Genomic DNA, 19478 nt, shown 5'->3' with positions numbered 1-19478 from the left:
GTTATAGCCCTCTCTCCTTGACCCACTCACGAACCTTAATGCCTGGCTCGATACCGTTTACTCCGGAAACAATAATAAGATCACCATCATCAAGACCACTTTTCACCTGACGCTTATCATCCAGTACTATGCTGACTTTCTCGACCACGCCGGAGGTGTCAACGCGCCAAACACAAGTTTTGCCGTCTTGTTCAAAAATCGCGGAACTTGGAATTTTCGTCGCCCCGATAGAGTCGACTTTGACGTTCACCTCCCCAGCCATTCCGGGAAGGATCCCGATATCCATGGGACGCTCCATCACCATGGTTACTTTGTAGGAACCAGTTTTGGGATCTGCTTCTGTGTCTACCTCTTGGAACTCCAGTTGGTAGCTCTTTTCAGGAAAAGCATCAAACTTCATGGTTGCGGTGAGATTAATTCCAGAGGCGAAACGGTTTAACAAATGATCGGGTAACTGAAATTGCACCTTCATTAGACTATTGGTTTGGATGTTCATCACGCCTTGTTTGGCAGCGATATATTGATAAGTTTCAGCGGGTACAATTGAGACTGTTCCATCATAGGGGGCGATAAGCTTGGTGTAACGTAAGTTGGCGCGGGCCTGTTCTAGCGTCGCTTTCGCTGAATTGTGATTAGCTTTGGCTTGGTCAAAGTCTTGCTCGGATACCACTTTATCAATGCGCAATTTTTTGTATCGCTCGTATTGAACATCGGCAAGGCGAAACTGAGCTTCCGCTTGCTTGGCAAGTAAAGCATATTCATCCGGATTCAAGGTTGCCAGTACTTGTCCTTTCTCAACTGGCTGACCGGACAAAACATCTATCGACTGCAGTTGCCCTGGAACTCGAAAGGTCAAAACGGCTTTATCACCAGCTTCAGAAGTCGCGGGAAAATGTCTTTCAAATTGTGCATTGCCGACTGAAACAGTAAAGAGTTTTGCGGGCCGAGAGTCAGGTTCAGGAACGGGAGGTAACTCTTTACCGCACCCACTCAATAAAGCGGCTGCGGCAAGAAGCAATAGCTTTGATTGCATAATCAGTCATCCAATAGTCACATAGAAATATTTAGGCCTGTGTCTCTTGGATGAATATTCGCCAAAGCAAAAACCAACCCAAAAGGTCAACAAGGCCAAAGATAGATGAATGATTATACGAGTGCCAAATACTTACCAGTAAATTATTATAATAATTAGTTATTTTCTGTTAAATGTCACTTTAGCTCCCACAATTGATTTATAAACGACTAAATTCCTTGTCTACTTTGAAGGTCTCAGAGGTGACGTATGCTTCGATTTCGCGCACCTTACCTTCTAGTTGCTCAAAGTCGTTTTCAATCGTATTTAGCAATGCATCAGGAGTCTGCCCTTGTTGCCAAGGCTTATTTTTCAGCTTGTGCTCTTGCTCGGCTTTAAGGGACATCACATAATTATCAGGTTGCTTTTCTAGCATAAAGGTCATGGCTATATAGGCGAGCAGTACCAAAAAGCTTCCCCCCAACAGAGCAGCTGAGATCACTAGGATTCTGATAAGCCAAACTTCGCAACCAAAATAGTTCGCAATGCCAGCACATACACCGGAAAGTTTGCCATTGTGGGTATCTCTATACAGCTCTCTGTTATTCATATCGGCGTCTCCAGTTTGGCGTTTCTGTATCTAATATTCGCTCTAGAGTGTCGACGCGTTTTTGCATCTGTTCTGCCTTTTCAGACAGTGCTTGCAGCCGATTAAAATCATCTTCTGACAGGCCGCCAGCGGTTTTTTTCTTGCTGCGGTAATGCAATATCAACCAAAGTGGCGCCACAAAAATCAAAAAAACAACCAATGGCCCTGCTAAAAAAAATGATGACATATAAAACTCCTAAATACGGATTGCTTAGCTCGATTGTCTGCCCTTAGCTAAGCAAGGATAACCGGGTTTTTGCGCTGTTATCGATGAAAGCAATTCGTTTACCGATAACAGCTTTTGTTTGACTAGATTTAATCGGTAACTACTTTTTGCCTTTAACTTGCTGCTTTAGGCTTTCAAGCTCTTTTTCAATGTCATCTTGAGCTTTAAGTTCAGCGAACTCTTGGTCTAAAGACTTGGCGTCAGCAGATTGTGCATAGACATCGGCTTCAGCTTCCAACTCATCAATTTTTCGCGAGTACTGCTCAAATTTAGCCATGGCTTCTGAGGTGCGTGCTGTATGCAGATGTTTTTGCACGTCACGGCGCCCTGTCGCGGTTTGAGAGCGAATCGCCAGCGCTTGCTGCTTGGCGCGAGTTTCTGTGATTTTACTTTCTAGCTTGGTGATTTCGCCAGTGAGTTTTTCAATTGTCTCCTCAACCAGCGTTTGTTCTGTGTGCAGGCCTTTGAGCATATCTTGCAATTTCTGCTTTTCTATCAGAGCAGCTCTGGCCAAATCTTCGCGCTCTTTGGTTAGCGCCAACGTTGCTTTGTTTTGCCACTCATCAATTTGTTCGTCAATCGCGTTGACTTTACGTGCTAGCTCTTTTTGATCGGCTAACGCTTTTGCTGAGTTAGTACGAACTTCAACCAGTGTGTCTTCCATCTCTTGGATAATAAGACGTATCATTTTTTCTGGATCTTCAGCCTTATCCAGTAGCGCGCTGATGTTTGAATTCACGATGTCAGCAAAACGAGAGAAAATACCCATGACTTAGCTCCTTATCCAATACTCTGGCCATTGTCGTTGTAGCCAGATTATCAACATTATTTAGATGAATGTAACCCTTATTCCTATTCCAAGATACATGCCAATTTTAAAAGTCATATAAAACAGTTAGTTAATATATTTTGTATTGATAGCGTGATTCATCTATGATGAATTTAACCAACATTAGGTAAATTTCACCAAGGGAGCGAGTGAATGCAACAAAACCTTATCGGCGAATCTCCAGCCTTTCTTGAAGTCCTCGACAAAGTCTCAAAACTCGCCTCAATAGAAAGACCCGTACTTATCATTGGAGAACGAGGAACAGGTAAAGAGCTTATCGCTCAGCGTTTGCACTACTTATCTAAGCGCTGGGACCAGCCCCTCATCTCCCTCAATTGTGCCACTTTAAGTGAAGGCCTGATTGACTCTGAACTGTTCGGTCACGAACAAGGCGCTTTTACTGGCTCCAAGGGAAAACATAAAGGTCGCTTTGAACGTGCTGAAAATGGTACCTTATTTCTTGATGAACTGGCTACAGCGCCACTCTTGGTTCAAGAAAAACTGCTGAGAGTAATCGAATACGGTCAATATGAACGAGTGGGTGGGCACCAACTCCTTAACGCTAATGTTCGCCTTGTCTGTGCTACCAATGCCAACCTCCCTGAAATGGCCGAGCAAGGTAACTTTCGATCTGACCTGCTTGATAGGCTTGCTTTTGACGTGATTCATTTGCCGCCACTGCGCCAAAGAAAAGCAGACATTCTGTTACTGGCCGAATATTACGCCATTAAAATGTGTCGTGAGCTCGATCTTGAATACTTTGTTGGTTTCTCACAGCACGCAGAGCAAGCGCTACATGACTATCATTGGCCGGGAAATGTCCGTGAACTAAAGAATGTTGTTGAAAGAGCCGTATACCAAAATGGCCGTCATCATGAGCCTATCGATAGCCTGATATTCGACCCCTTCATAAATCAGTGGCAAGAAGCCCAACCGATCGCCGAGGAAAAAGTACCCACAGCGACAACAAACACAGCCAGCTATCACTTCCCAATGGACTATAAAACATGGCAGCAAGATCAGGATATCGACTTACTCACTGCGGCGTTAACGCAAAGCAAGTTTAACCAACGTAAAGCTGCCGATATGCTAGGTCTGAGCTATCATCAGCTAAGAGGCATGATAAGAAAGTACGACATTTCAACTGTGAGCTGATTTGTCTTGTTGAACATAAAAGTCAATAAACCCTAACTAACAATGGTAAATTACTGAACTATTAGGGCATAATGGCACGTTATATCGTGCTTTGCCTATAACAATTGTTCTCGCTATGAAAGCATTTATTCAACTGACATTAAGTCTGTGTGGCCTTACCTTACTCTCCGCTTGTGGTGATGGCATTGATCACAATAAAATTCGCAAAACTGGCTTCGTTTACTGCGGCCAGGGCGGACCTGACAGCTTTAATCCGCAACTTGTCGATAGCGGGATCACTTCAGAAACATTAAGCCCGCAAATTTTCGATACGCTGTTAACTCTTGACCCTAACAATTTCAAGCCAGTGGCAAACCTTGCAACCCGTTGGTCAGTGAATAAAGAAGGGACAGAGTATGTTTTTGATTTACGCAAAGACGTCTCTTTTCAAACTACGCCATGGTTTTCACCGACACGTACACTAAACGCTGAAGATGTGGTCTTTAGCTTCAAACGTATTATCGATGAGAAACACCCTTATCATAATGTGGGGAGTGGGCTCTATCCTTGGTTTAGCGGTATCGATTTCCAAGACCTTTTGCTCGATGTTCAGGCGCTCTCAGATCATCAAGTGCGCTTCACTTTGAGCCGTCCAGACAATACATTTTTATCTAATATCGCGACCAGTCATGCGGTTATTCATTCAGCAGAATACGCCAGAAGCCTCACGCTCGCCGATGACAAAACTAAAATAGATACTCATCCTATCGGTACAGGGCCATATTATTTAACTGATTATCAGGTTAACGACCTGATACGACTAAAACGCAACAATAGTTATTGGCAAGGTCAGCCCAAAATGAGTCAAATCGTATTTGATATTTCTCACCGCGGCACGGGAACTCTAGCCAAGCTACTACGCAATGAATGTGACGTATTAAGCGCTCCCCTATCAAGCCAAATCCCGACGATCAAAAAACAAGAGAGCATCAAGCTTATGGTAAAACCGGCAATGAATATCTCCTTTATCGCCGTCAACACCACTAATCCCGCGCTCAGTGATGCTAGAGTGAGAAAAGCGCTAAACTACGCCATCAACCGCCAGAACATACTTGAATCTGTCTATTATGGTACTGGTAGCCAAGCGTATTCGGTGCTTCCACCCAACTCCTGGGCCTATTTGAAAGACAGTGTCCAAATTCGCTACGACAGAAACTATGCCATTGCTTTGCTCAAGGAAGCAGGGTTCGGTAAAGGTTTAGAGTTAACCATGTCGGTCTCACTTGAGCCAAGAGCTTATAACCCTAGCCCAAGAAAGACTGCCGAATTAATTCAAGCAAATTTTGCCGATATAGGCATCAAGTTAAAGCTACTCACAGACGATCGCTTCGATCGGACTAATGTTGCTAATAACCAAGAGGTTGATCTCTATCTGACGGGCTGGATCGCCAACACAGGTGATCCAGATAACTTCCTAAGACCTTTACTATCTTGCGATTCTAAAAAAGTGGGTCTTAACGTCTCTAGCTGGTGTAACGCCGATTTCGACTTTTTGCTCGATCTAGCGCTTGAGGTCGACAAACCACGCTACCGACTCAATTTATATAAACAAGCGCAAAACATACTTAACGAAGAATTTCCTGTCATTCCTCTTAGTCATGGAATGCAATTTCAGGCTTACGATTCGTCATTACAAGGATTTAAAGTGAGCCCGTTTAATGTCCAGCCTTTTGATACCGTAGAGAGGATAAAGTAATGTTTCTCTACACGCTTAAACGCTTTAATCTTTTTATCATCACCTTGCTTATTCTGTCTATGGTCGGCTTTAGTTTGCTTAGATTAGATCCTGACTCACCCTGGCTTATGGAAAGTTTTTGGCAAGGTTGGATGACCTATGTAGGTGAGTTAATGCACCTCAATTTCGGCGTGACCAAAAATGGGGTACCGATAGTGGATGAACTTGCTGTCGTGTTTCCAGCCACTCTTGAGTTATGCTTAATCGCTTTCGTTTTTTCTCTTCTGATTGGTATTCCTGTTGGGACACTGGCTGGGATGAAACAAGGAAAATGGATCGATACTGCCATTTCATTTACTTCTATGTCAGGTTATTCAGCTCCCATTTTCTGGGTCGCACTGCTTATGATCATGGCATTCTCACTCCATTTTGAGTTTTTCCCGGTTGCTGGGCGTTACGACCTCCTATATGAAATCGACCACTTTACTGGATTTGCTGTCATAGACTCATTTTTAACTCAAGGTGAATACCGTGCAGACGCGCTCAAAAGCGTACTCGAGCATCTGATACTGCCATGCTTGGTGTTGGCCTTAACACCAACCACTCAAGTTATCGGTTTGATGAGGGCATCGGTTGCCGATGTCATGAGCCAAAACTATATTCGAGCGGCAAAAATTAAAGGGCTTGCGACCTACGAAATTGTCACCCAACATGTGTTAAGAAACGCCATTCCCCCTATCATTCCTAAAATCGGCGTGCAGTTATCAAGCATGTTAACACTCGCGATTATTACCGAATCCATCTTCAACTGGCCCGGTATTGGACGATGGCTACTAGATGCTTTATCTAATGAAGACTATGTTTCGATTCAAGCAGGGGTTATGGTAGTGGCAACCTTGGTACTGACGGCCAATATTTTATCGGATCTAATGGGTGCTATGGTCAACCCGCTAGTAAGGAAAGAGTGGTATGCTAACCGATAATATTTATCAGGAAGAGCGTATTCCTACGCAATTCGAGCGGTTCTGGCGCAGTTACCGTTCGAACGGGCTTTCAATGTTTGGACTCTGGTGTCTGGGAATTATCATCATCATTACCCTAACCTCACCTTGGCTCACACCACATGATCCTCAGGCTCAAACTGGCGAACTGCTCATCCCTCCGTCATGGGATCCTTCCGGTACTGTGGAATATTTTCTAGGAACCGACGACCTAGGACGAGACATTCTTTCTCGCCTAATTGTCGGGTCTCAGCTTACTTTTGGTGCAGCGGTTATCATTACACTCGTTGCAACGGTCGTAGGTTGCTTAATCGGTATTTTGGCGGGAATGACGAAAGGTCTGTTATCGAGTGTTCTCAACCACTTGCTCGATACGATAATGTCAATTCCTTCACTTCTGCTCGCTATCATATTTGTCGCTTTTCTTGGCTTTGGCGAGTTTAATATCCTCCTTGCGATATGTTTAGCCTTGATCCCTCGTTTCGTTCGTTCCATTTATATTGCGGTGCACACCGAAGTTGAAAAAGACTACATCATCGCTGCCCGTCTTGATGGCGCAAACGACTTTTATCTACTTTGGAACTCTATATTGCCCAATATACTGGTCGTTATCGCATCAGAAATTACTCTTGCACTATCAATAGCCATTTTAGATATCACAGCGCTTGGCTTTTTGGGGTTAGGCGCTCAAGCCCCGAGTACAGAATGGGGGGCCGTGCTTGGCGATTCCGTTGAGTTGATTTATCTAGCACCTTGGACAGTTACCTTGCCTGGTTTAGCCATTATGTTTACCGTTGTCGTGATCAACCTCGTGGGTGAAGGGGTCCGCCAAGCTCTCAATGCAGGGATAGAATAATGCCATTACTCGATATTCGTCATCTAACGATAGAAATTGAGACCCCTCAAGGGTTAGTAAAGGCGGTCGATCGCATGAGTCTAACCATGAACGAAGGTGAGATTCGTGGCTTAGTTGGAGAGTCAGGCTCAGGTAAAAGTCTTGTCGCAAAGGCCATTGTCGGTGTTTGCAAAGAGAACTGGAAAGTCACCGCTGATCGGATGCGTTTAGGTAATGTTGACTTGTTGCAACTCACAGCCAAAGAGCGTAGGCGAGTCATCGCCAGAGATATCGCGATGATATTTCAAGAGCCTTCTACGTGTCTTGACCCTTCTGAAGAAGTCGGCAAACAGTTAATCGAGTCCATACCCTCACATGCATTCTCAGGAAAATGGTGGGAGCGATTTAAGTGGCGTAAAAAACAAGCGATTACCTTATTGCACAAAGTAGGAATTAAGAATCACGTCGAGATCATGTCAAGCTATCCCTATGAGCTCACTGATGGTGAGTGCCAAATGGTTATGATAGCCATGGCGATCGCGGCTAAACCAAAACTTCTTATTGCCGATGAGCCGACCAATGATCTTGATCCTATCACTCAATCGCAAATATTGCGCTTGCTCAGTCGTATGAATCAAATCAATAACACATCGATCATGTTGATAGGACATGATCTTACAACAATAACTCAGTGGGCAACGAGAATTACCGTTATGTACTGTGGGCAATCTGTGGAGTCAGCCGACACGAAAAAGATTCTTGCCCAACCCAAGCATCCTTATACCGTTGCTCTGCTTAAAGCAATGCCAGATTTCAGCGAAGCTATTCCGCACAAACAGAAACTTGAGTCTCTACCGGGAGCCATACCTCCATTACAGCACTTACCTATTGGGTGTAGGCTTGGCCCACGTTGCCCGCATGCACAGCGCCAGTGTGTTGAAATGCCTAAAACTCGTCGAGTAAAAACACACAAATTCGCCTGCCACTTCCCGCTGAACATGGAGAAGAAAAAAGTATGAGTGCCTTACTAGAAGTCGATCAGCTCAGTAAAACCTTTGTCACCAGAGCGGGGCTTTTCCATAAAAAAGTTCATCAAGCCGTTAAACCAGTCAGTTTTAGGCTTGAAGTAGGACAAACATTAGGCTTAATTGGTCAGAATGGTTCAGGTAAATCAACACTTGCGAGAATGCTTGCGGGGGTCATTGAACCGACAGAAGGTGAGATAAAAGTTAATGGTGAGCGATTAGAACACAAAGATTACTCTACCCGCTGTAAACTAATCAGGATGATATTCCAAGATCCCAATACCTCTCTCAATCCACGGCTGCAAATTGGGCATCTTCTCGAAGGACCACTGAAACGAAACACCGAGATGACACCCGAAGCGAGAATGTCGAGAGTAAAAGATGTGTTGCTTAAAGTGGGCTTACTTCCTGAACACGCCTACTTTTACCCTCAGATGCTCGCGGCAGGCCAAAAGCAAAGAATATGCTTAGCACGAGCTTTAATACTACAACCTTCAGTCATCGTTGCTGACGAAGCGCTCAATGGATTGGATATGGCGATGCGCTCGCAAATCATTAATCTGTTCCTCGAGTTACAGGAGGAAATGGGCGTATCCTTCATATACGTTTCTCAGCATTTAGGCGTGGTGAAACACATCACAGACCAAGTGATGGTGATGCATGACGGTAAAGTCGTTGAAGCTGGCAATACTCAGGAGATCCTAACCTGTCCAAATAACATTATCACTCAACGTATGGTTGAGAGTCATTTCAACAAAGCCACATGCTTTAAATAAAGGCTCAGGGTAATGTACTGCGCACCACGGATGGTATTAGGCTTGTTACTTAGCTTGGGGGCAACTAGCAACGCCCTATGTGCGAACCAAACTTGGCTAGATACTGACTTTGTCAAACAAGCGTTTTTAGAAGTCGCGTTAAAAAATGAGTATTCTCAGGGTATCCAGCGCCTAACCAAATGGAACAAGCCTGTCCGAATATGGATTGAGCATAAAGTCGCAGATCAAGTTTTGCACAACCAACTGGCCAATACCCATATTCGTGATCTCTCCTCGATTACAGGACACAGGATCACGAGAGTGTCAAAACGAACCGATGCAAACATTGTGTGGATCTATACTCAGCAATCGAAGTGGTACAATGATATTAAACGAGAGCTTGGAGAGGAGGCACTGAAGTACGCTCATGGCGCAATATGTAAAGCGGGATACAGAACCAACAAGGCGACCAATGAAATTGACTCAGCAGTGATTATTATACCGGTTGATCAAGCAAGGGAACACGGCAAGCTGCTAGCTTGTATTGTTGAAGAAGTCACCCAAACAATGGGACTCCCTAACGATTCAAAAGCCGCCTACCCTTCCATATTTAATGATGAAACGCCCGAAGACCTGCTTTCTCCATTAGACGTGATATTGCTTAAAATACTTTACGAGCCAGAGCTAAAGTCAGGTATGAACTTGATCGATACAAAACGCGCGGTCGATATTATACTCAAACGCTATCAGAACCAAGGTGTGTTGAAAAATGCAGTCAAAGAGGCGAAATCAATGGAGCTGTATAAGCTTATCGCCTACTGATATCACCTAAGTATGAATTAGTATATCAACTAACGTTTTTTCTCTGCCTTTCTCAGTTCGAATTCAAATTCATCTGGGTATACAACCAACCCTTCTTCATCCTGGTTAGGAAAGACCACTACTGACAAATCATCATCTTCTAAGCCACGTGTCCAACGACTGAACCACTTTGCGGTTGAAATGCACTCAGCTTTGCAGTGTTGCCATTCTCCTGTCGCCCATAAACTAGCAAATTCATGATGAGGCCAAATAGGGACACAATCTTCGTCTTCGGTATTAAGCATCACACAGCCATGCTCATCAGTGAGTATCCAAACCTTCTTGTGCTTAACGATTTCTTTGATTGCGTAGCTAAATCGCTCGTTTTCACGCATTTTAAGCACAGTTTCAATCTCTTGTGCTGATAGTGATTGTGACATTGAGTTTTCCTTAAATAAAACGCCTACATTTCTGCAGGCGCTTGACGATATTGACTAAGTAATTATACCAGTTCAGTTTGTAGCCAAGGCCAACCTTGTTTCTTACGACTCAAGGTATTTTCCATCATCAGGATGCCATCACACTCATGTTTAGCCAGTTTCTCTGCCCATTCACCTTTATACAATAGTCGAGTTTGTGCAGTTGTAATATCGGTCAACATAACGGCAGCAAAAGCGAGATTATCTTGCGCGCAGCGACGCTCTAAATCTTGCTCTAGCGCATCAATCATGCCATCAACCTGTTCTAGAGTTGCCAGTTCAACCTGACCTACCACGACATCACGACCATTGAATGGATAGCCTTTAAGATCTTTCTCAACTAACTCAGCAGCAGATAGCCCTTCAATGTTTGTTTTAGCGATCAATAAATCTTTTATGAAACTATCAATATCACAAACATCTGCTATCTTGGCTAGCTCCTCTACTGCATCTTTATCTTTTTGCGTGCAAGTTGGAGAAGCAAAGCCAACCGTATCAGATAAGATGGCGGACATCATTAGTTTTGCTATTTGAGGGGTGATTTCATGCCCTTCAATTTTAAACATGTTGAAAAGTACAGTGTTGGTACAGCCTACTGGCCAAATCCAAGCTTCCATTGGATTAATCGTCATCACATCACCTAGCCTGTGGTGATCAACAATACCCAAAATTTCTGCCTCAGCCACGTCATCTGGAGCTTGGGCTAAATCTGAGTAATCGACTAACCAAATTTTTTCACCCGCTACAGAAGTGCGAAGCTCTGGTAGTTCAGCCCCAGCAACTTCAAGAATATGTTGAGTTTCGCGGTTTATTTCACCTTGGCGAATCGGCGTGGCATCCAAACCACGTGCTTTTAGTAGCTCAGTAGCTACTAATGCACTACAAATACTGTCACTATCAGGGTTCTTGTGACCTACAACTAGAATCATCTTTTTTCCTACTACGACTAAAATAGGCCCATATTGGGCAATTACTCACAAAGCGGGATACTTTACCTGAATTTTGAGATTTGTCATGGGTTAGAAAAAATAAATGCCCAAATCACAATTTTTTGTTGCAATTAGTGTCACACAAAACTAAATTGATAAGCATTATCATTTGCATTTGTGGCTCAATGAATTCGGTTAGACTCTCTTTTTCTCTGCCTGCATGGCTGAGCTTTTCTCAATTTCGTCCAGCCTACAAAAGGCTTCTTTTGCCGTCCATACTCATCGCTTTACTCTTAAATGATACAACGCGAATGGTAACGGTAGTAACCCTTTCTGATGCCTTCTGGGCTGTTTCGGCTTATGTCGCTTTCACTCTTGCTATTTATCATTACCTCTCCCTATGGATGAGCAAAGATAATAAAATAGTCAATCTATACCAGAGTTCTCGAGCCTATCAAGTGCTGTTTGCCTCATTGCTTGGTGCCCTTCCGGGATGTGGAGGCGCCATCATTGTGACCACACAGTTTGTCAGTGGTAAAGTGGGCTTTGGTGCTATTGTCGCTGTATTGACATCAACAATGGGTGATGCTGCCTTCTTACTTATCGCCAGTAAGCCTGATATAGGCGTACTGGTTGTCAGTATAGGTATTGTCGTTGGATGCCTGTCTGGTTGGGTAGTCAATGCTATTCATGCCGATGACTTCTTACGTCCACTCAATCAAGATACCAGAGAAAGCTCTCAAATCTGCCTATCCCATAGTAACCAGCACAGTAGTTTTGAGAAAAAAGCCATTAACCTTCAAGGTGCATTTTGGAGGTGGCTAATCGTTCCAGCTACCGTTGTTGCTTTATTAGGATCATTTCAAATCGACATTAATCAACTGCTTGCTTTACCCTCAAAGACAATAGAGTGGCTAGGAGCAATACTCATTGTGATCAGCATGTTACTTTGGTCGCTGACCAAAGAAATCAAGGATTATCGCTCCACTGTGTCTGAAGACACAAAGACCGTCACCTCTCATCCATTACAAAAGGCGGCTCAAGACACCAATTTTGTTACCGCTTGGGTGATAGTCGCATTCATGTCTTTTGAATTATTGACCGCACTGGGTGATATTGACCTTGCAAGTTCCTTTTCTGGGTGGGGAGTATGGATGCCTTTAGTCGGCCTTGCTGTGGGTATACTGCCTGGTTGTGGACCGCAAATACTGGTAACAAGTCTTTATATCTCAGGAGCTGTCCCACTTTCGACACAATTAGCCAATGCAATATCAAATGACGGAGATGCGTTATTCCCAGCAATCGCTCTTGCTCCAAGGGCTGCCCTTGCTGCAACCTTTTATTCAGCCATACCTGCTCTAATTGTGGGCTACAGCTATTACTTTATGTTTGAGAGGTAGCCATACATCAGATTAGCCGGACTGTTGAATAAATTGGATAAAATCTTTGATAGGCATTGGCTTGGCAAAATAATAGCCTTGTAAACAATGAATGTTGCGAGCTGTAAGATATTCAACTTGTTCAAGGGTTTCGACACCTTCGGCTACGGTTTTCATCCCAAGTCTTGAGGCGAGATCCAACAAGTTTTCAACGATATGCGCAGACACTGAGTTTGTGCCTATCATGCGAATGAAACTTTGGTCGATTTTCAATACGTCGAAGCGGAACTGATGCAAATACTTCAAACTCGAATGTCCAGTGCCAAAATCATCTATCGCTAACTGAATCTTGTTATCATGCAAAGCACTAAATAAGTTGCTAGCTTCCTGCGTATTTTCGATTAATTCTCGCTCTGTCAGCTCCAAGCATAAACGAACTTGGTTTTGTGAAAAGGCGTTAAGAAACCTTAGGCTATCGGCCAAGAGATCAGAATTCACGCAGTGCTTAGCTGAGATATTAAATGATATTGTAAAATTATCGCTCAATAACTTTTGATGAGGCGAAATCTGATCGCTCACCTGAGTCATAATTGATTGAGTCATTGGTATGATTAGGCCGGTCTCTTCCGCTAGAGGGATGAAAAAGTCAGGGCGGACAAGGCCTTCTTGTGGGTCATCCCACCGCATTAAGACTTCCGCACCGACAACCCTGTATTGGCTGTCAACGTAGGGCTGAATATAAGGGACAAACTCTTTGTTATGAATAGCTCGCTCTATCTTGTCCTTCATAGATTCGGGTTTTCCAGTAACCCAATAGGTATACCAAGCGATTACTGCGCAAAAGAGTATCAAAATAGCCATTGCTGTCTGCTTATGAGATACCATAAAGTCCAAATAATCGTCATGCGATAGCCATACACTCAAGGAGTATGGATAGTGTTTGGAGTTGACTACTAAGGTGCTTTTTATCGGGCTTGTACTGACTTTACCTGTTTTATCTATCCAAGAGTCGCCAATTTGTAAGTGAATCAATCTTTCTTGGCTAGTCAAGGTCAAAATATTTTTCAGGTAATAGCCAGCAACAGAAGAAGCAACACTCACATTGCCGTGAGTCATTACAAAACTAACAGCAGGCTCCTTTGGATTAATAGGGGAGCTTGGTATAAGGACTAAAGAGTTATCAACCAGCCTATAATCGGGTAACGGAGAGTCAACTTTTCCAAGTAACGAACTGCAATATATTCGTCCATCTTTAATCAAAGTTATCATCCTAACATCGGGGATGATGACAACTAAGTCTCGAATATAAGGCAAAACCTCATCGCACTGTCCATGAGTATACGGATATGCTCTTTGAGCGGCAGCGTCCGCATTCCACAAAAGTCTATCAAGTAATACAACGCCAGATTGGAGCGAACGATTGGTTTCACGCTGTAGGCTGTCCTGTGCCAAAAAAAATAAAAGAATAGTACCAAGAACAACAGGTAGTAAGAATGCAACAGAAGTGAGAACAAATCGTGTCAAAAGTGGGGCTGCCCTAAAGAAGTTGATCATTATCTCTTTCTCGATAATCAGTTAAGGCAATTATAGGCGTTGATTGGTTAGTATTATAAATATCAGTTAAAAATAGAACTAAATAAGTTGCTATTTACCCCTTACCCACATGTTGCACAGGCAGAAGGTAAATAGCTTAAGTCACAGAAAAACAAGTCTAGAGTGAAAGTTAGGTAAAAACACCGTTAACCATGACGCTGCTTTAATTTGTTAATGACATCGTTCATTGAGAGGCCCTGATCCTGAAGTAATACCATAAGGTGATACACCAAATCTGCAGATTCACAGACCAACTCAGACTTATCTCCTGATGTCGCAGCTAACGCAACCTCAACCCCTTCTTCACCCACTTTTTGGGAAATACGCTTAGTTCCTTTAGCATAAAGGCTTGCCGTATAGGAAGATTCAGGATCCGCATTTTTTCTCGCTTCAAGCAAGCGTTCCAGCTGGCTAAGCCATACCATTTGTGACTCCTCTTGAGGATCAACATCCCAACAGGAGGTGTTGCCTAAATGACATGTAGGGCCAATAGGTTCAACTTTAACCAGCAGGGTGTCGTTATCACAATCTAAGGACATATTAATCAGCTGTAACGCATTGCCCGATGCCTCACCTTTAGTCCAAAGGCGCTCCTTCGTTCGGGAGAAAAACGTTACCTTGCCTGTTTCAGCCGTTTTAGCCAGCGCCTCCTGATTCATGTATCCCATCATAAGTACTTGGCTGGAACGAAAGTCCTGTATGATAGCAGGCACAAGTCCGTCGACTTTACTCCAGTTGATTCGCTCGATTAACAAACTGGCTTCTTCCACTTTGAACGTCATATCCGTACCTCAATACCCCGTTGTTTTAAATACTGTTTCAATTCACCAATATTAATTACTTGTTTATGAAAAACAGAAGCGGCTAAGGCACCATCTACCTTCGCTTCTAAATAGGCCGCAGCAAAGTGATCCATTGCCCCGGCCCCACCAGAAGCAATAAGCGGCACATTACACACCTGACGCACCATGTTGAGTTGCTCTATATCGTATCCATTTCGCACACCATCTTGGTTCATCATATTGAGTACGATTTCTCCTGCTCCTCGCTTTTGAACTTCTTGGACCCAATCATGAGTTTCCCACTGCGTGGCCTTTGTTCGTTGCTCGTCGCCGGTAAACTGATAAACCTGATATCTGCCCGAGGTTTGATCAAAATACGAGTCAATACCGACCACGATGCACTGAACACCAAACTTATCCGCCAGTTCAGTAATCAGTTCCGGCTTTGCTAATGCAGGAGAGTTGATGGAAACTTTATCAGCACCAAACTCTAATATTCTCGAGGCATCTTGCGACGACTTAATACCACCAGCGACACAGAAAGGGATATCAATCACTTCAGCAACTCTCGCCACCCAGCTCTTGTCTACTACACGGCCATCACTTGAAGCGGTGATATCGTAAAACACCAACTCGTCCGCTCCTTCTTCAGCGTATCGTTTTGCCAAAGGCACAATGTCGCCAATGATCTCATGGTTACGAAACTGAACACCTTTGACAACCTGCCCATCACGGACATCAAGGCATGGGATTATTCGCTTTGCCAGCATGCAAATGCCTCCTCTGTTGTAAACTTACCATCAAGCAACGCACGGCCAACAATCACGCCTGCAACACCACAGCCTTTCAAGGCTTCAATATCAGCAAGTGAACCTATTCCCCCTGAAGATTGAAACTGTACCTGCGGATACTGTTTACATAAATCCACATAAAGCTCAACGTTGGAGCCTTGCAAAGTGCCATCACGTGAAATATCGGTACACAGAACATGCTTTAAGCCCACCTTTAAGAAGTCTTCAATAAGCGCCTCAATGGTTACGCCTGAGTCTTCTTGCCAGCCGGAAACGGCTACTTTACGTACTCCATTTCGGTCGATATTGATATCCAAAGCGAGAACGATTTTTTCAGCGCCGTAGTTTTCCATCCAACCTTTTACCAGTTCAGGTTGTTTAACTGCCGTAGAACCGACGACAACGCGCTGCGCTCCTGCCTCTAGTAAATCCACTACATCTTGCTCGGTACGAACACCGCCACCAATTTGAATATTTGCTGGAGTACTTGAGAGCAGTTTCGCAATCAAATCAAGCTGACGCGCAGCCGTATCTTTTGCGCCAGTCAGATCTACTAGGTGAAGCCAATTTGCACCCGCTTGGTGGTATAAGTTAAATTGCTCCACTGGATCAACTTTGTATTCGGTCACTCGACCATAATCACCTTGATAAAGGCGAACCACCTGTCCTTCGATTAAATCAAGAGCTGGAATAATCACAATCAATCCCTTTTAAAGTTCTAAGAAGTTTTGAATAAGCTTGGCCCCTGCTTTCGACGAGCGTTCAGGGTGAAACTGGACACCATAATAGTTACCACTTTGAACTGCGGCTGTAAAAGGGCTGCCATATTCACATTCAGCAATCGTGTCGCTACCGACTGGCATTGCAAAACTATGTACAAAGTAGAAGTGTTCCCCTTCTTCAATACCTTTAAATAAGGGATGACCTGTTTTAGCAGACACTGTATTCCAGCCCATATGAGGTAAGGGAAAATCGACTGCTTCAAGCCGAATCACCTCGCTATCACAAAGCCCAAGACACTCAACAAACTCCTCTGCGTTCCGGCCTTTTTCTTGAGAGGCCTTAGCCAAAAGTTGCATCCCTAAACAGATACCCAGAAGCGGCTTGTCGACTTGTTTAACCAAGCGGATAAGATCGCGTTGTTGAAGGTTTTTCATCGCTTCACTTGCGGTGCCTACACCGGGTAAAAACAATTTATCAGCCGATAGTACAACCTGAGGATCACTTGAAATAGTCACTGTGTAACCCAGACGTTCGATGGCAAACTTTACCGATGACACGTTGGCACAACCTGTATCGATAATAACCACTTTCTGTTCTTTCACTGCATGGTTCTCCTTCAAAGTACGCCTTTACTACTAGGTAACTCAGTACCTTCAACTTTAATCGCTTGACGAACTGTGCGGCCAAAAGCTTTAAACAGACTTTCAACAATGTGGTGGTCGTTATCGCCAGATGAAGAAAGGTGTAGCGTACAAGCTAGAGTGTCTGTTAACGATCTGAAAAAGTGTCCGACCATTTCAGTGGATAAATCTCCTACTTGTTCACGGTTAAACTTTGCATCGAACTTCAGGTAAGGGCGGCCAGACAAGTCCAACGCGCATTGCGCCAAGCACTCATCCATGGGTAAACTGAAGCCAAATCGACCAATGCCACGTTTATCACCCAAAGCCTCTTTTAGTGCTTGCCCCAAAGCTAAAGCCGTATCTTCTACTGTATGGTGATCGTCAATATGCAAATCACCATCGACTTTACACACCATCTGAAACCCGCCGTGCGTCGCAATTTGATCCAGCATGTGATCAAAAAAGCCTAGTCCGGTTGAAATATCATTGCTTCCTTGCTGATCAAGATTCACCGAAACTTTGATATCTGTTTCTTTGGTGGTGCGCACTACTTCTGCAACGCGAGCTTTGATGGTTAAGTCGTTGACAACCTGCTGCCAGCCCATTGTCTGTGGATTGTATTGAATACCTCTGATGGCCATATTTTCTGCTAATTGCAGATCCGTCTGACGATCACCGATAACAACTGAGTTCTGAAAATCAACCTTGCCTGCTCTGAGATATTCTTTAACAAGACCCAGTTTAGGTTTTCGACATGAACAGTTGTCTTGTTCAAAGTGTGGGCAAATCAGCACATCATCGAACTTAACCCCTTGAGATTCGAAGATGTCCATCATCATAATATGTGGCCCATCGAAATCTTCTTGTGGGTAACTGTCTGTCCCCAACCCATCTTGGTTGGTGACCATAACAAGACGATACCCCGCCTCTTGCAAGGACAATAAACTTGGGATGACAAAGGGCTCTAACTTGAGTTTGTCTAATCTATCTACCTGAAAATCAGTTGGTGGTTCAACTATCAAGGTTCCATCACGGTCGATAAAAAGGATTTTTTGTTGTTTGCTCACTCGAATTTCCTTATTGCAATTTTTAGCGCTCACCTTTAGTCAACGCACTTTATTTTTACACTAACTATGAGTAGTAATTTCTTATAAAACCGAGCGTTTTTTCACACTCGTCACGGTTACCAACACTGATGCGCACGCAGTTCTCAATCGGTGAATTGCGTAAAATAACACCTGTGTCCCATGCCGCTTTGAATAGGGCGTCGCCATCGGGAAACTTAACCAATAAATAGTTACCCCAGCCTTCAAAAACCTCTAGGCCCGAGATCATAGATAAGCCAACTTGCAAATAAGCGCGGTTGGCATTTAAATCCAGCACTTGGAATTTAGTTCGTGCTAAGCCCGCTTCAGACAGTGCTTGTGTGGCGATTTCGGAAACAGGAACTGGAACTGGGTATGGCGCAATAACTTTGAGCAGCACCTTGATTAGGTCTTGATTTGCTAAGGTAAACCCACAGCGCAGTCCAGCAAGAGCAAACGCCTTGGATAAGGTGCGTAAAATGGCCAGATTTGAGTATTGAGACAGCAAATCAACCGTTGAAGCTTCTGGACAAAAATCAATGTAGGCCTCATCCATGACAACAATGGCACGCTCTTTAGTCATCTCAAGAAGTGCGACTATGTCTTCACGCTTAACTAAGTTCCCAGTCGGGTTGTTTGGAGAGCAAATAAAAATCAGTTTTACCTTATCTAAATTAGCTTCGATTTTGGTTAAATCGAGTTGCCAATCTTGTGTTAATGGCACTACTTTTTGCTTAACTCCCATGGTTTCAGCACTGATTGAGTACATACCGTATGTCGGTGGACAGTATAAAATCGCATCTTCTCTTGGTTCACAAAATGCGCGCATTAGCAGCTCGATCCCTTCATCGGCTCCACGAGTGGTGATGGTCTGTTCAGGCCTAACCCCAGCATAAGCGGCATAGGCAGAAATGAGCTCGTTAGGCTGACACTCACTATAGCGATTAAGACGTGCAAAATCGGTTTTATATTCGTTATTGAATGGTGACTCGTTGGCATTGAGCCACACATCACCACTTCCCCCTATTCTGCGAGCAGACATATAGGGAGTAAGAGTTTGGACTTGTTTTCTTGCTAACTTTTCCACTGTGA

The 19478-nt window shown here is 43.9% G+C and carries 21 protein-coding genes; 8 read left to right on the top strand and 13 right to left on the bottom strand.

The annotated features are described in order from the left end of the window. Window position 1 precedes the first annotated feature (1 nt). From FIV01_RS06155 to pspA, 4 genes are all read right to left on the bottom strand, one after another. Entirely contained in the window at window positions 2–1033 is a 1032-nt protein-coding gene (locus FIV01_RS06155) for an efflux RND transporter periplasmic adaptor subunit (RefSeq protein ID WP_152430212.1), read from the bottom strand. 199 nt (window positions 1034–1232) lie between these two features. Further along, on the bottom strand, window positions 1233–1622 hold the full coding sequence (gene pspC, locus FIV01_RS06150; protein ID WP_152430211.1) for an envelope stress response membrane protein PspC: 390 nt from the start codon (window positions 1620–1622) through the stop codon (window positions 1233–1235). Then, window positions 1615–1848 (bottom strand): envelope stress response membrane protein PspB, encoded by a 234-nt coding sequence (gene pspB, locus FIV01_RS06145; protein WP_152430210.1) that lies wholly within the window; start codon window positions 1846–1848, stop codon window positions 1615–1617. The genes pspC and pspB overlap by 8 nt, the downstream gene beginning before the upstream one ends. Before the next feature lie 139 nt (window positions 1849–1987). After that, window positions 1988–2656: a phage shock protein PspA gene (gene pspA, locus FIV01_RS06140; protein ID WP_152430209.1), complete on the bottom strand. Its 669-nt coding sequence runs from the start codon at window positions 2654–2656 to the stop codon at window positions 1988–1990. Between the two features lie 213 nt (window positions 2657–2869). On the opposite strand from pspA, the gene pspF reads away from it, so the two are divergent. From pspF to FIV01_RS06105, 7 genes are all read left to right on the top strand, one after another. Further along, window positions 2870–3871: a phage shock protein operon transcriptional activator gene (gene pspF / locus FIV01_RS06135; RefSeq protein ID WP_152430208.1), complete on the top strand. Its 1002-nt coding sequence runs from the start codon at window positions 2870–2872 to the stop codon at window positions 3869–3871. Window positions 3872–3986: 115 nt separating this feature from the next. Beyond that, window positions 3987–5606 (top strand): ABC transporter substrate-binding protein, encoded by a 1620-nt coding sequence (locus FIV01_RS06130; RefSeq protein WP_152430207.1) that lies wholly within the window; start codon window positions 3987–3989, stop codon window positions 5604–5606. Next, entirely contained in the window at window positions 5606–6568 is a 963-nt protein-coding gene (locus tag FIV01_RS06125; protein ID WP_152430206.1) for an ABC transporter permease, read from the top strand. The genes FIV01_RS06130 and FIV01_RS06125 overlap by 1 nt, the downstream gene beginning before the upstream one ends. Then, a complete protein-coding gene (gene sapC / locus FIV01_RS06120) occupies window positions 6555–7442 on the top strand; it encodes a putrescine export ABC transporter permease SapC (RefSeq protein WP_152430205.1) in 888 nt (295 codons plus the stop codon). The genes FIV01_RS06125 and sapC overlap by 14 nt, the downstream gene beginning before the upstream one ends. Then, window positions 7442–8440: a peptide ABC transporter ATP-binding protein gene (locus tag FIV01_RS06115; RefSeq protein WP_152430204.1), complete on the top strand. Its 999-nt coding sequence runs from the start codon at window positions 7442–7444 to the stop codon at window positions 8438–8440. The genes sapC and FIV01_RS06115 overlap by 1 nt, the downstream gene beginning before the upstream one ends. Beyond that, complete coding sequence (locus tag FIV01_RS06110; RefSeq protein WP_114785586.1) at window positions 8437–9222, top strand: peptide ABC transporter ATP-binding protein; 786 nt, start codon at window positions 8437–8439, stop codon at window positions 9220–9222. The genes FIV01_RS06115 and FIV01_RS06110 overlap by 4 nt, the downstream gene beginning before the upstream one ends. 12 nt (window positions 9223–9234) lie before the next feature. Further along, window positions 9235–10023, top strand: coding sequence for a DUF2927 domain-containing protein (locus FIV01_RS06105; protein WP_415846717.1), 789 nt, complete (start codon window positions 9235–9237; stop codon window positions 10021–10023). Window positions 10024–10052: 29 nt separating this feature from the next. On the opposite strand, the gene FIV01_RS06100 is transcribed toward FIV01_RS06105, so the two are convergent. Both FIV01_RS06100 and FIV01_RS06095 read right to left on the bottom strand, forming a co-directional pair. Next, window positions 10053–10442 carry a DUF2750 domain-containing protein gene (locus tag FIV01_RS06100; protein ID WP_152430203.1) on the bottom strand — a complete coding sequence of 130 codons (390 nt, stop codon included), beginning with the start codon at window positions 10440–10442 and terminating at the stop codon, window positions 10053–10055. Window positions 10443–10504: 62 nt separating this feature from the next. Then, window positions 10505–11410 (bottom strand): manganese-dependent inorganic pyrophosphatase, encoded by a 906-nt coding sequence (locus tag FIV01_RS06095; protein WP_152430202.1) that lies wholly within the window; start codon window positions 11408–11410, stop codon window positions 10505–10507. 185 nt (window positions 11411–11595) lie between these two features. Here FIV01_RS06095 and FIV01_RS06090 point away from each other — a divergent pair, with 185 nt between their 5' ends. Beyond that, window positions 11596–12810: a putative manganese transporter gene (locus FIV01_RS06090; protein ID WP_152430201.1), complete on the top strand. Its 1215-nt coding sequence runs from the start codon at window positions 11596–11598 to the stop codon at window positions 12808–12810. A gap of 12 nt (window positions 12811–12822) precedes the next feature. On the opposite strand, the gene FIV01_RS06085 is transcribed toward FIV01_RS06090, so the two are convergent. From FIV01_RS06085 to hisC, 7 genes are all read right to left on the bottom strand, one after another. Next, window positions 12823–14343, bottom strand: coding sequence for an EAL domain-containing protein (locus FIV01_RS06085; RefSeq protein ID WP_152430200.1), 1521 nt, complete (start codon window positions 14341–14343; stop codon window positions 12823–12825). Window positions 14344–14528: 185 nt separating this feature from the next. Further along, on the bottom strand, window positions 14529–15164 hold the full coding sequence (gene hisIE / locus FIV01_RS06080) for a bifunctional phosphoribosyl-AMP cyclohydrolase/phosphoribosyl-ATP diphosphatase HisIE (protein ID WP_152430199.1): 636 nt from the start codon (window positions 15162–15164) through the stop codon (window positions 14529–14531). Then, the gene (gene hisF, locus FIV01_RS06075) at window positions 15161–15934 is read right to left on the bottom strand and encodes an imidazole glycerol phosphate synthase subunit HisF (protein ID WP_152430198.1); all 774 of its coding nucleotides are present in this window, start codon (window positions 15932–15934) and stop codon (window positions 15161–15163) included. The genes hisIE and hisF overlap by 4 nt, the downstream gene beginning before the upstream one ends. Then, on the bottom strand, window positions 15916–16653 hold the full coding sequence (gene hisA / locus FIV01_RS06070; protein WP_152430197.1) for a 1-(5-phosphoribosyl)-5-[(5-phosphoribosylamino)methylideneamino]imidazole-4-carboxamide isomerase: 738 nt from the start codon (window positions 16651–16653) through the stop codon (window positions 15916–15918). Before hisA ends, hisF begins: the two co-directional genes overlap by 19 nt. Window positions 16654–16665: 12 nt before the next feature. Beyond that, on the bottom strand, window positions 16666–17280 hold the full coding sequence (gene hisH, locus FIV01_RS06065) for an imidazole glycerol phosphate synthase subunit HisH (RefSeq protein ID WP_152430196.1): 615 nt from the start codon (window positions 17278–17280) through the stop codon (window positions 16666–16668). A 14-nt stretch (window positions 17281–17294) separates the two neighbouring features. Continuing rightward, on the bottom strand, window positions 17295–18368 hold the full coding sequence (gene hisB / locus FIV01_RS06060; RefSeq protein ID WP_152430195.1) for a bifunctional histidinol-phosphatase/imidazoleglycerol-phosphate dehydratase HisB: 1074 nt from the start codon (window positions 18366–18368) through the stop codon (window positions 17295–17297). Between the two features lie 64 nt (window positions 18369–18432). Then, window positions 18433–19473, bottom strand: coding sequence for a histidinol-phosphate transaminase (gene hisC, locus FIV01_RS06055; protein WP_152430194.1), 1041 nt, complete (start codon window positions 19471–19473; stop codon window positions 18433–18435). Between the last annotated feature and the right edge of the window lie 5 nt (window positions 19474–19478).

This window comes from Vibrio aquimaris, from assembly GCF_009363415.1.
Classification (GTDB): domain Bacteria; phylum Pseudomonadota; class Gammaproteobacteria; order Enterobacterales; family Vibrionaceae; genus Vibrio; species Vibrio aquimaris.
Note: the sequence above shows the minus strand (reverse complement) of the source record. Positions and strands in the feature narration are given on the sequence as shown.

Excerpts from the sequence above, each read along its gene's own strand:
- FIV01_RS06155 (WP_152430212.1), bottom strand. The coding sequence starts at position 1,033 with ATGCAATCAAAGCTATTGCTTCTTGCCGCAGCCGCTTTATTGAGTGGG.
- pspC (WP_152430211.1), bottom strand. The coding sequence starts at position 1,622 with ATGAATAACAGAGAGCTGTATAGAGATACCCACAATGGCAAACTTTCC.
- pspB (WP_152430210.1), bottom strand. The coding sequence starts at position 1,848 with ATGTCATCATTTTTTTTAGCAGGGCCATTGGTTGTTTTTTTGATTTTT.
- pspA (WP_152430209.1), bottom strand. The coding sequence starts at position 2,656 with ATGGGTATTTTCTCTCGTTTTGCTGACATCGTGAATTCAAACATCAGC.
- pspF (WP_152430208.1), top strand. The coding sequence starts at position 2,870 with ATGCAACAAAACCTTATCGGCGAATCTCCAGCCTTTCTTGAAGTCCTC.
- FIV01_RS06130 (WP_152430207.1), top strand. The coding sequence starts at position 3,987 with ATGAAAGCATTTATTCAACTGACATTAAGTCTGTGTGGCCTTACCTTA.
- FIV01_RS06125 (WP_152430206.1), top strand. The coding sequence starts at position 5,606 with ATGTTTCTCTACACGCTTAAACGCTTTAATCTTTTTATCATCACCTTG.
- sapC (WP_152430205.1), top strand. The coding sequence starts at position 6,555 with ATGCTAACCGATAATATTTATCAGGAAGAGCGTATTCCTACGCAATTC.
- FIV01_RS06115 (WP_152430204.1), top strand. The coding sequence starts at position 7,442 with ATGCCATTACTCGATATTCGTCATCTAACGATAGAAATTGAGACCCCT.
- FIV01_RS06110 (WP_114785586.1), top strand. The coding sequence starts at position 8,437 with ATGAGTGCCTTACTAGAAGTCGATCAGCTCAGTAAAACCTTTGTCACC.
- FIV01_RS06105 (WP_415846717.1), top strand. The coding sequence starts at position 9,235 with ATGTACTGCGCACCACGGATGGTATTAGGCTTGTTACTTAGCTTGGGG.
- FIV01_RS06100 (WP_152430203.1), bottom strand. The coding sequence starts at position 10,442 with ATGTCACAATCACTATCAGCACAAGAGATTGAAACTGTGCTTAAAATG.
- FIV01_RS06095 (WP_152430202.1), bottom strand. The coding sequence starts at position 11,410 with ATGATTCTAGTTGTAGGTCACAAGAACCCTGATAGTGACAGTATTTGT.
- FIV01_RS06090 (WP_152430201.1), top strand. The coding sequence starts at position 11,596 with ATGAATTCGGTTAGACTCTCTTTTTCTCTGCCTGCATGGCTGAGCTTT.
- FIV01_RS06085 (WP_152430200.1), bottom strand. The coding sequence starts at position 14,343 with ATGATCAACTTCTTTAGGGCAGCCCCACTTTTGACACGATTTGTTCTC.
- hisIE (WP_152430199.1), bottom strand. The coding sequence starts at position 15,164 with ATGACGTTCAAAGTGGAAGAAGCCAGTTTGTTAATCGAGCGAATCAAC.
- hisF (WP_152430198.1), bottom strand. The coding sequence starts at position 15,934 with ATGCTGGCAAAGCGAATAATCCCATGCCTTGATGTCCGTGATGGGCAG.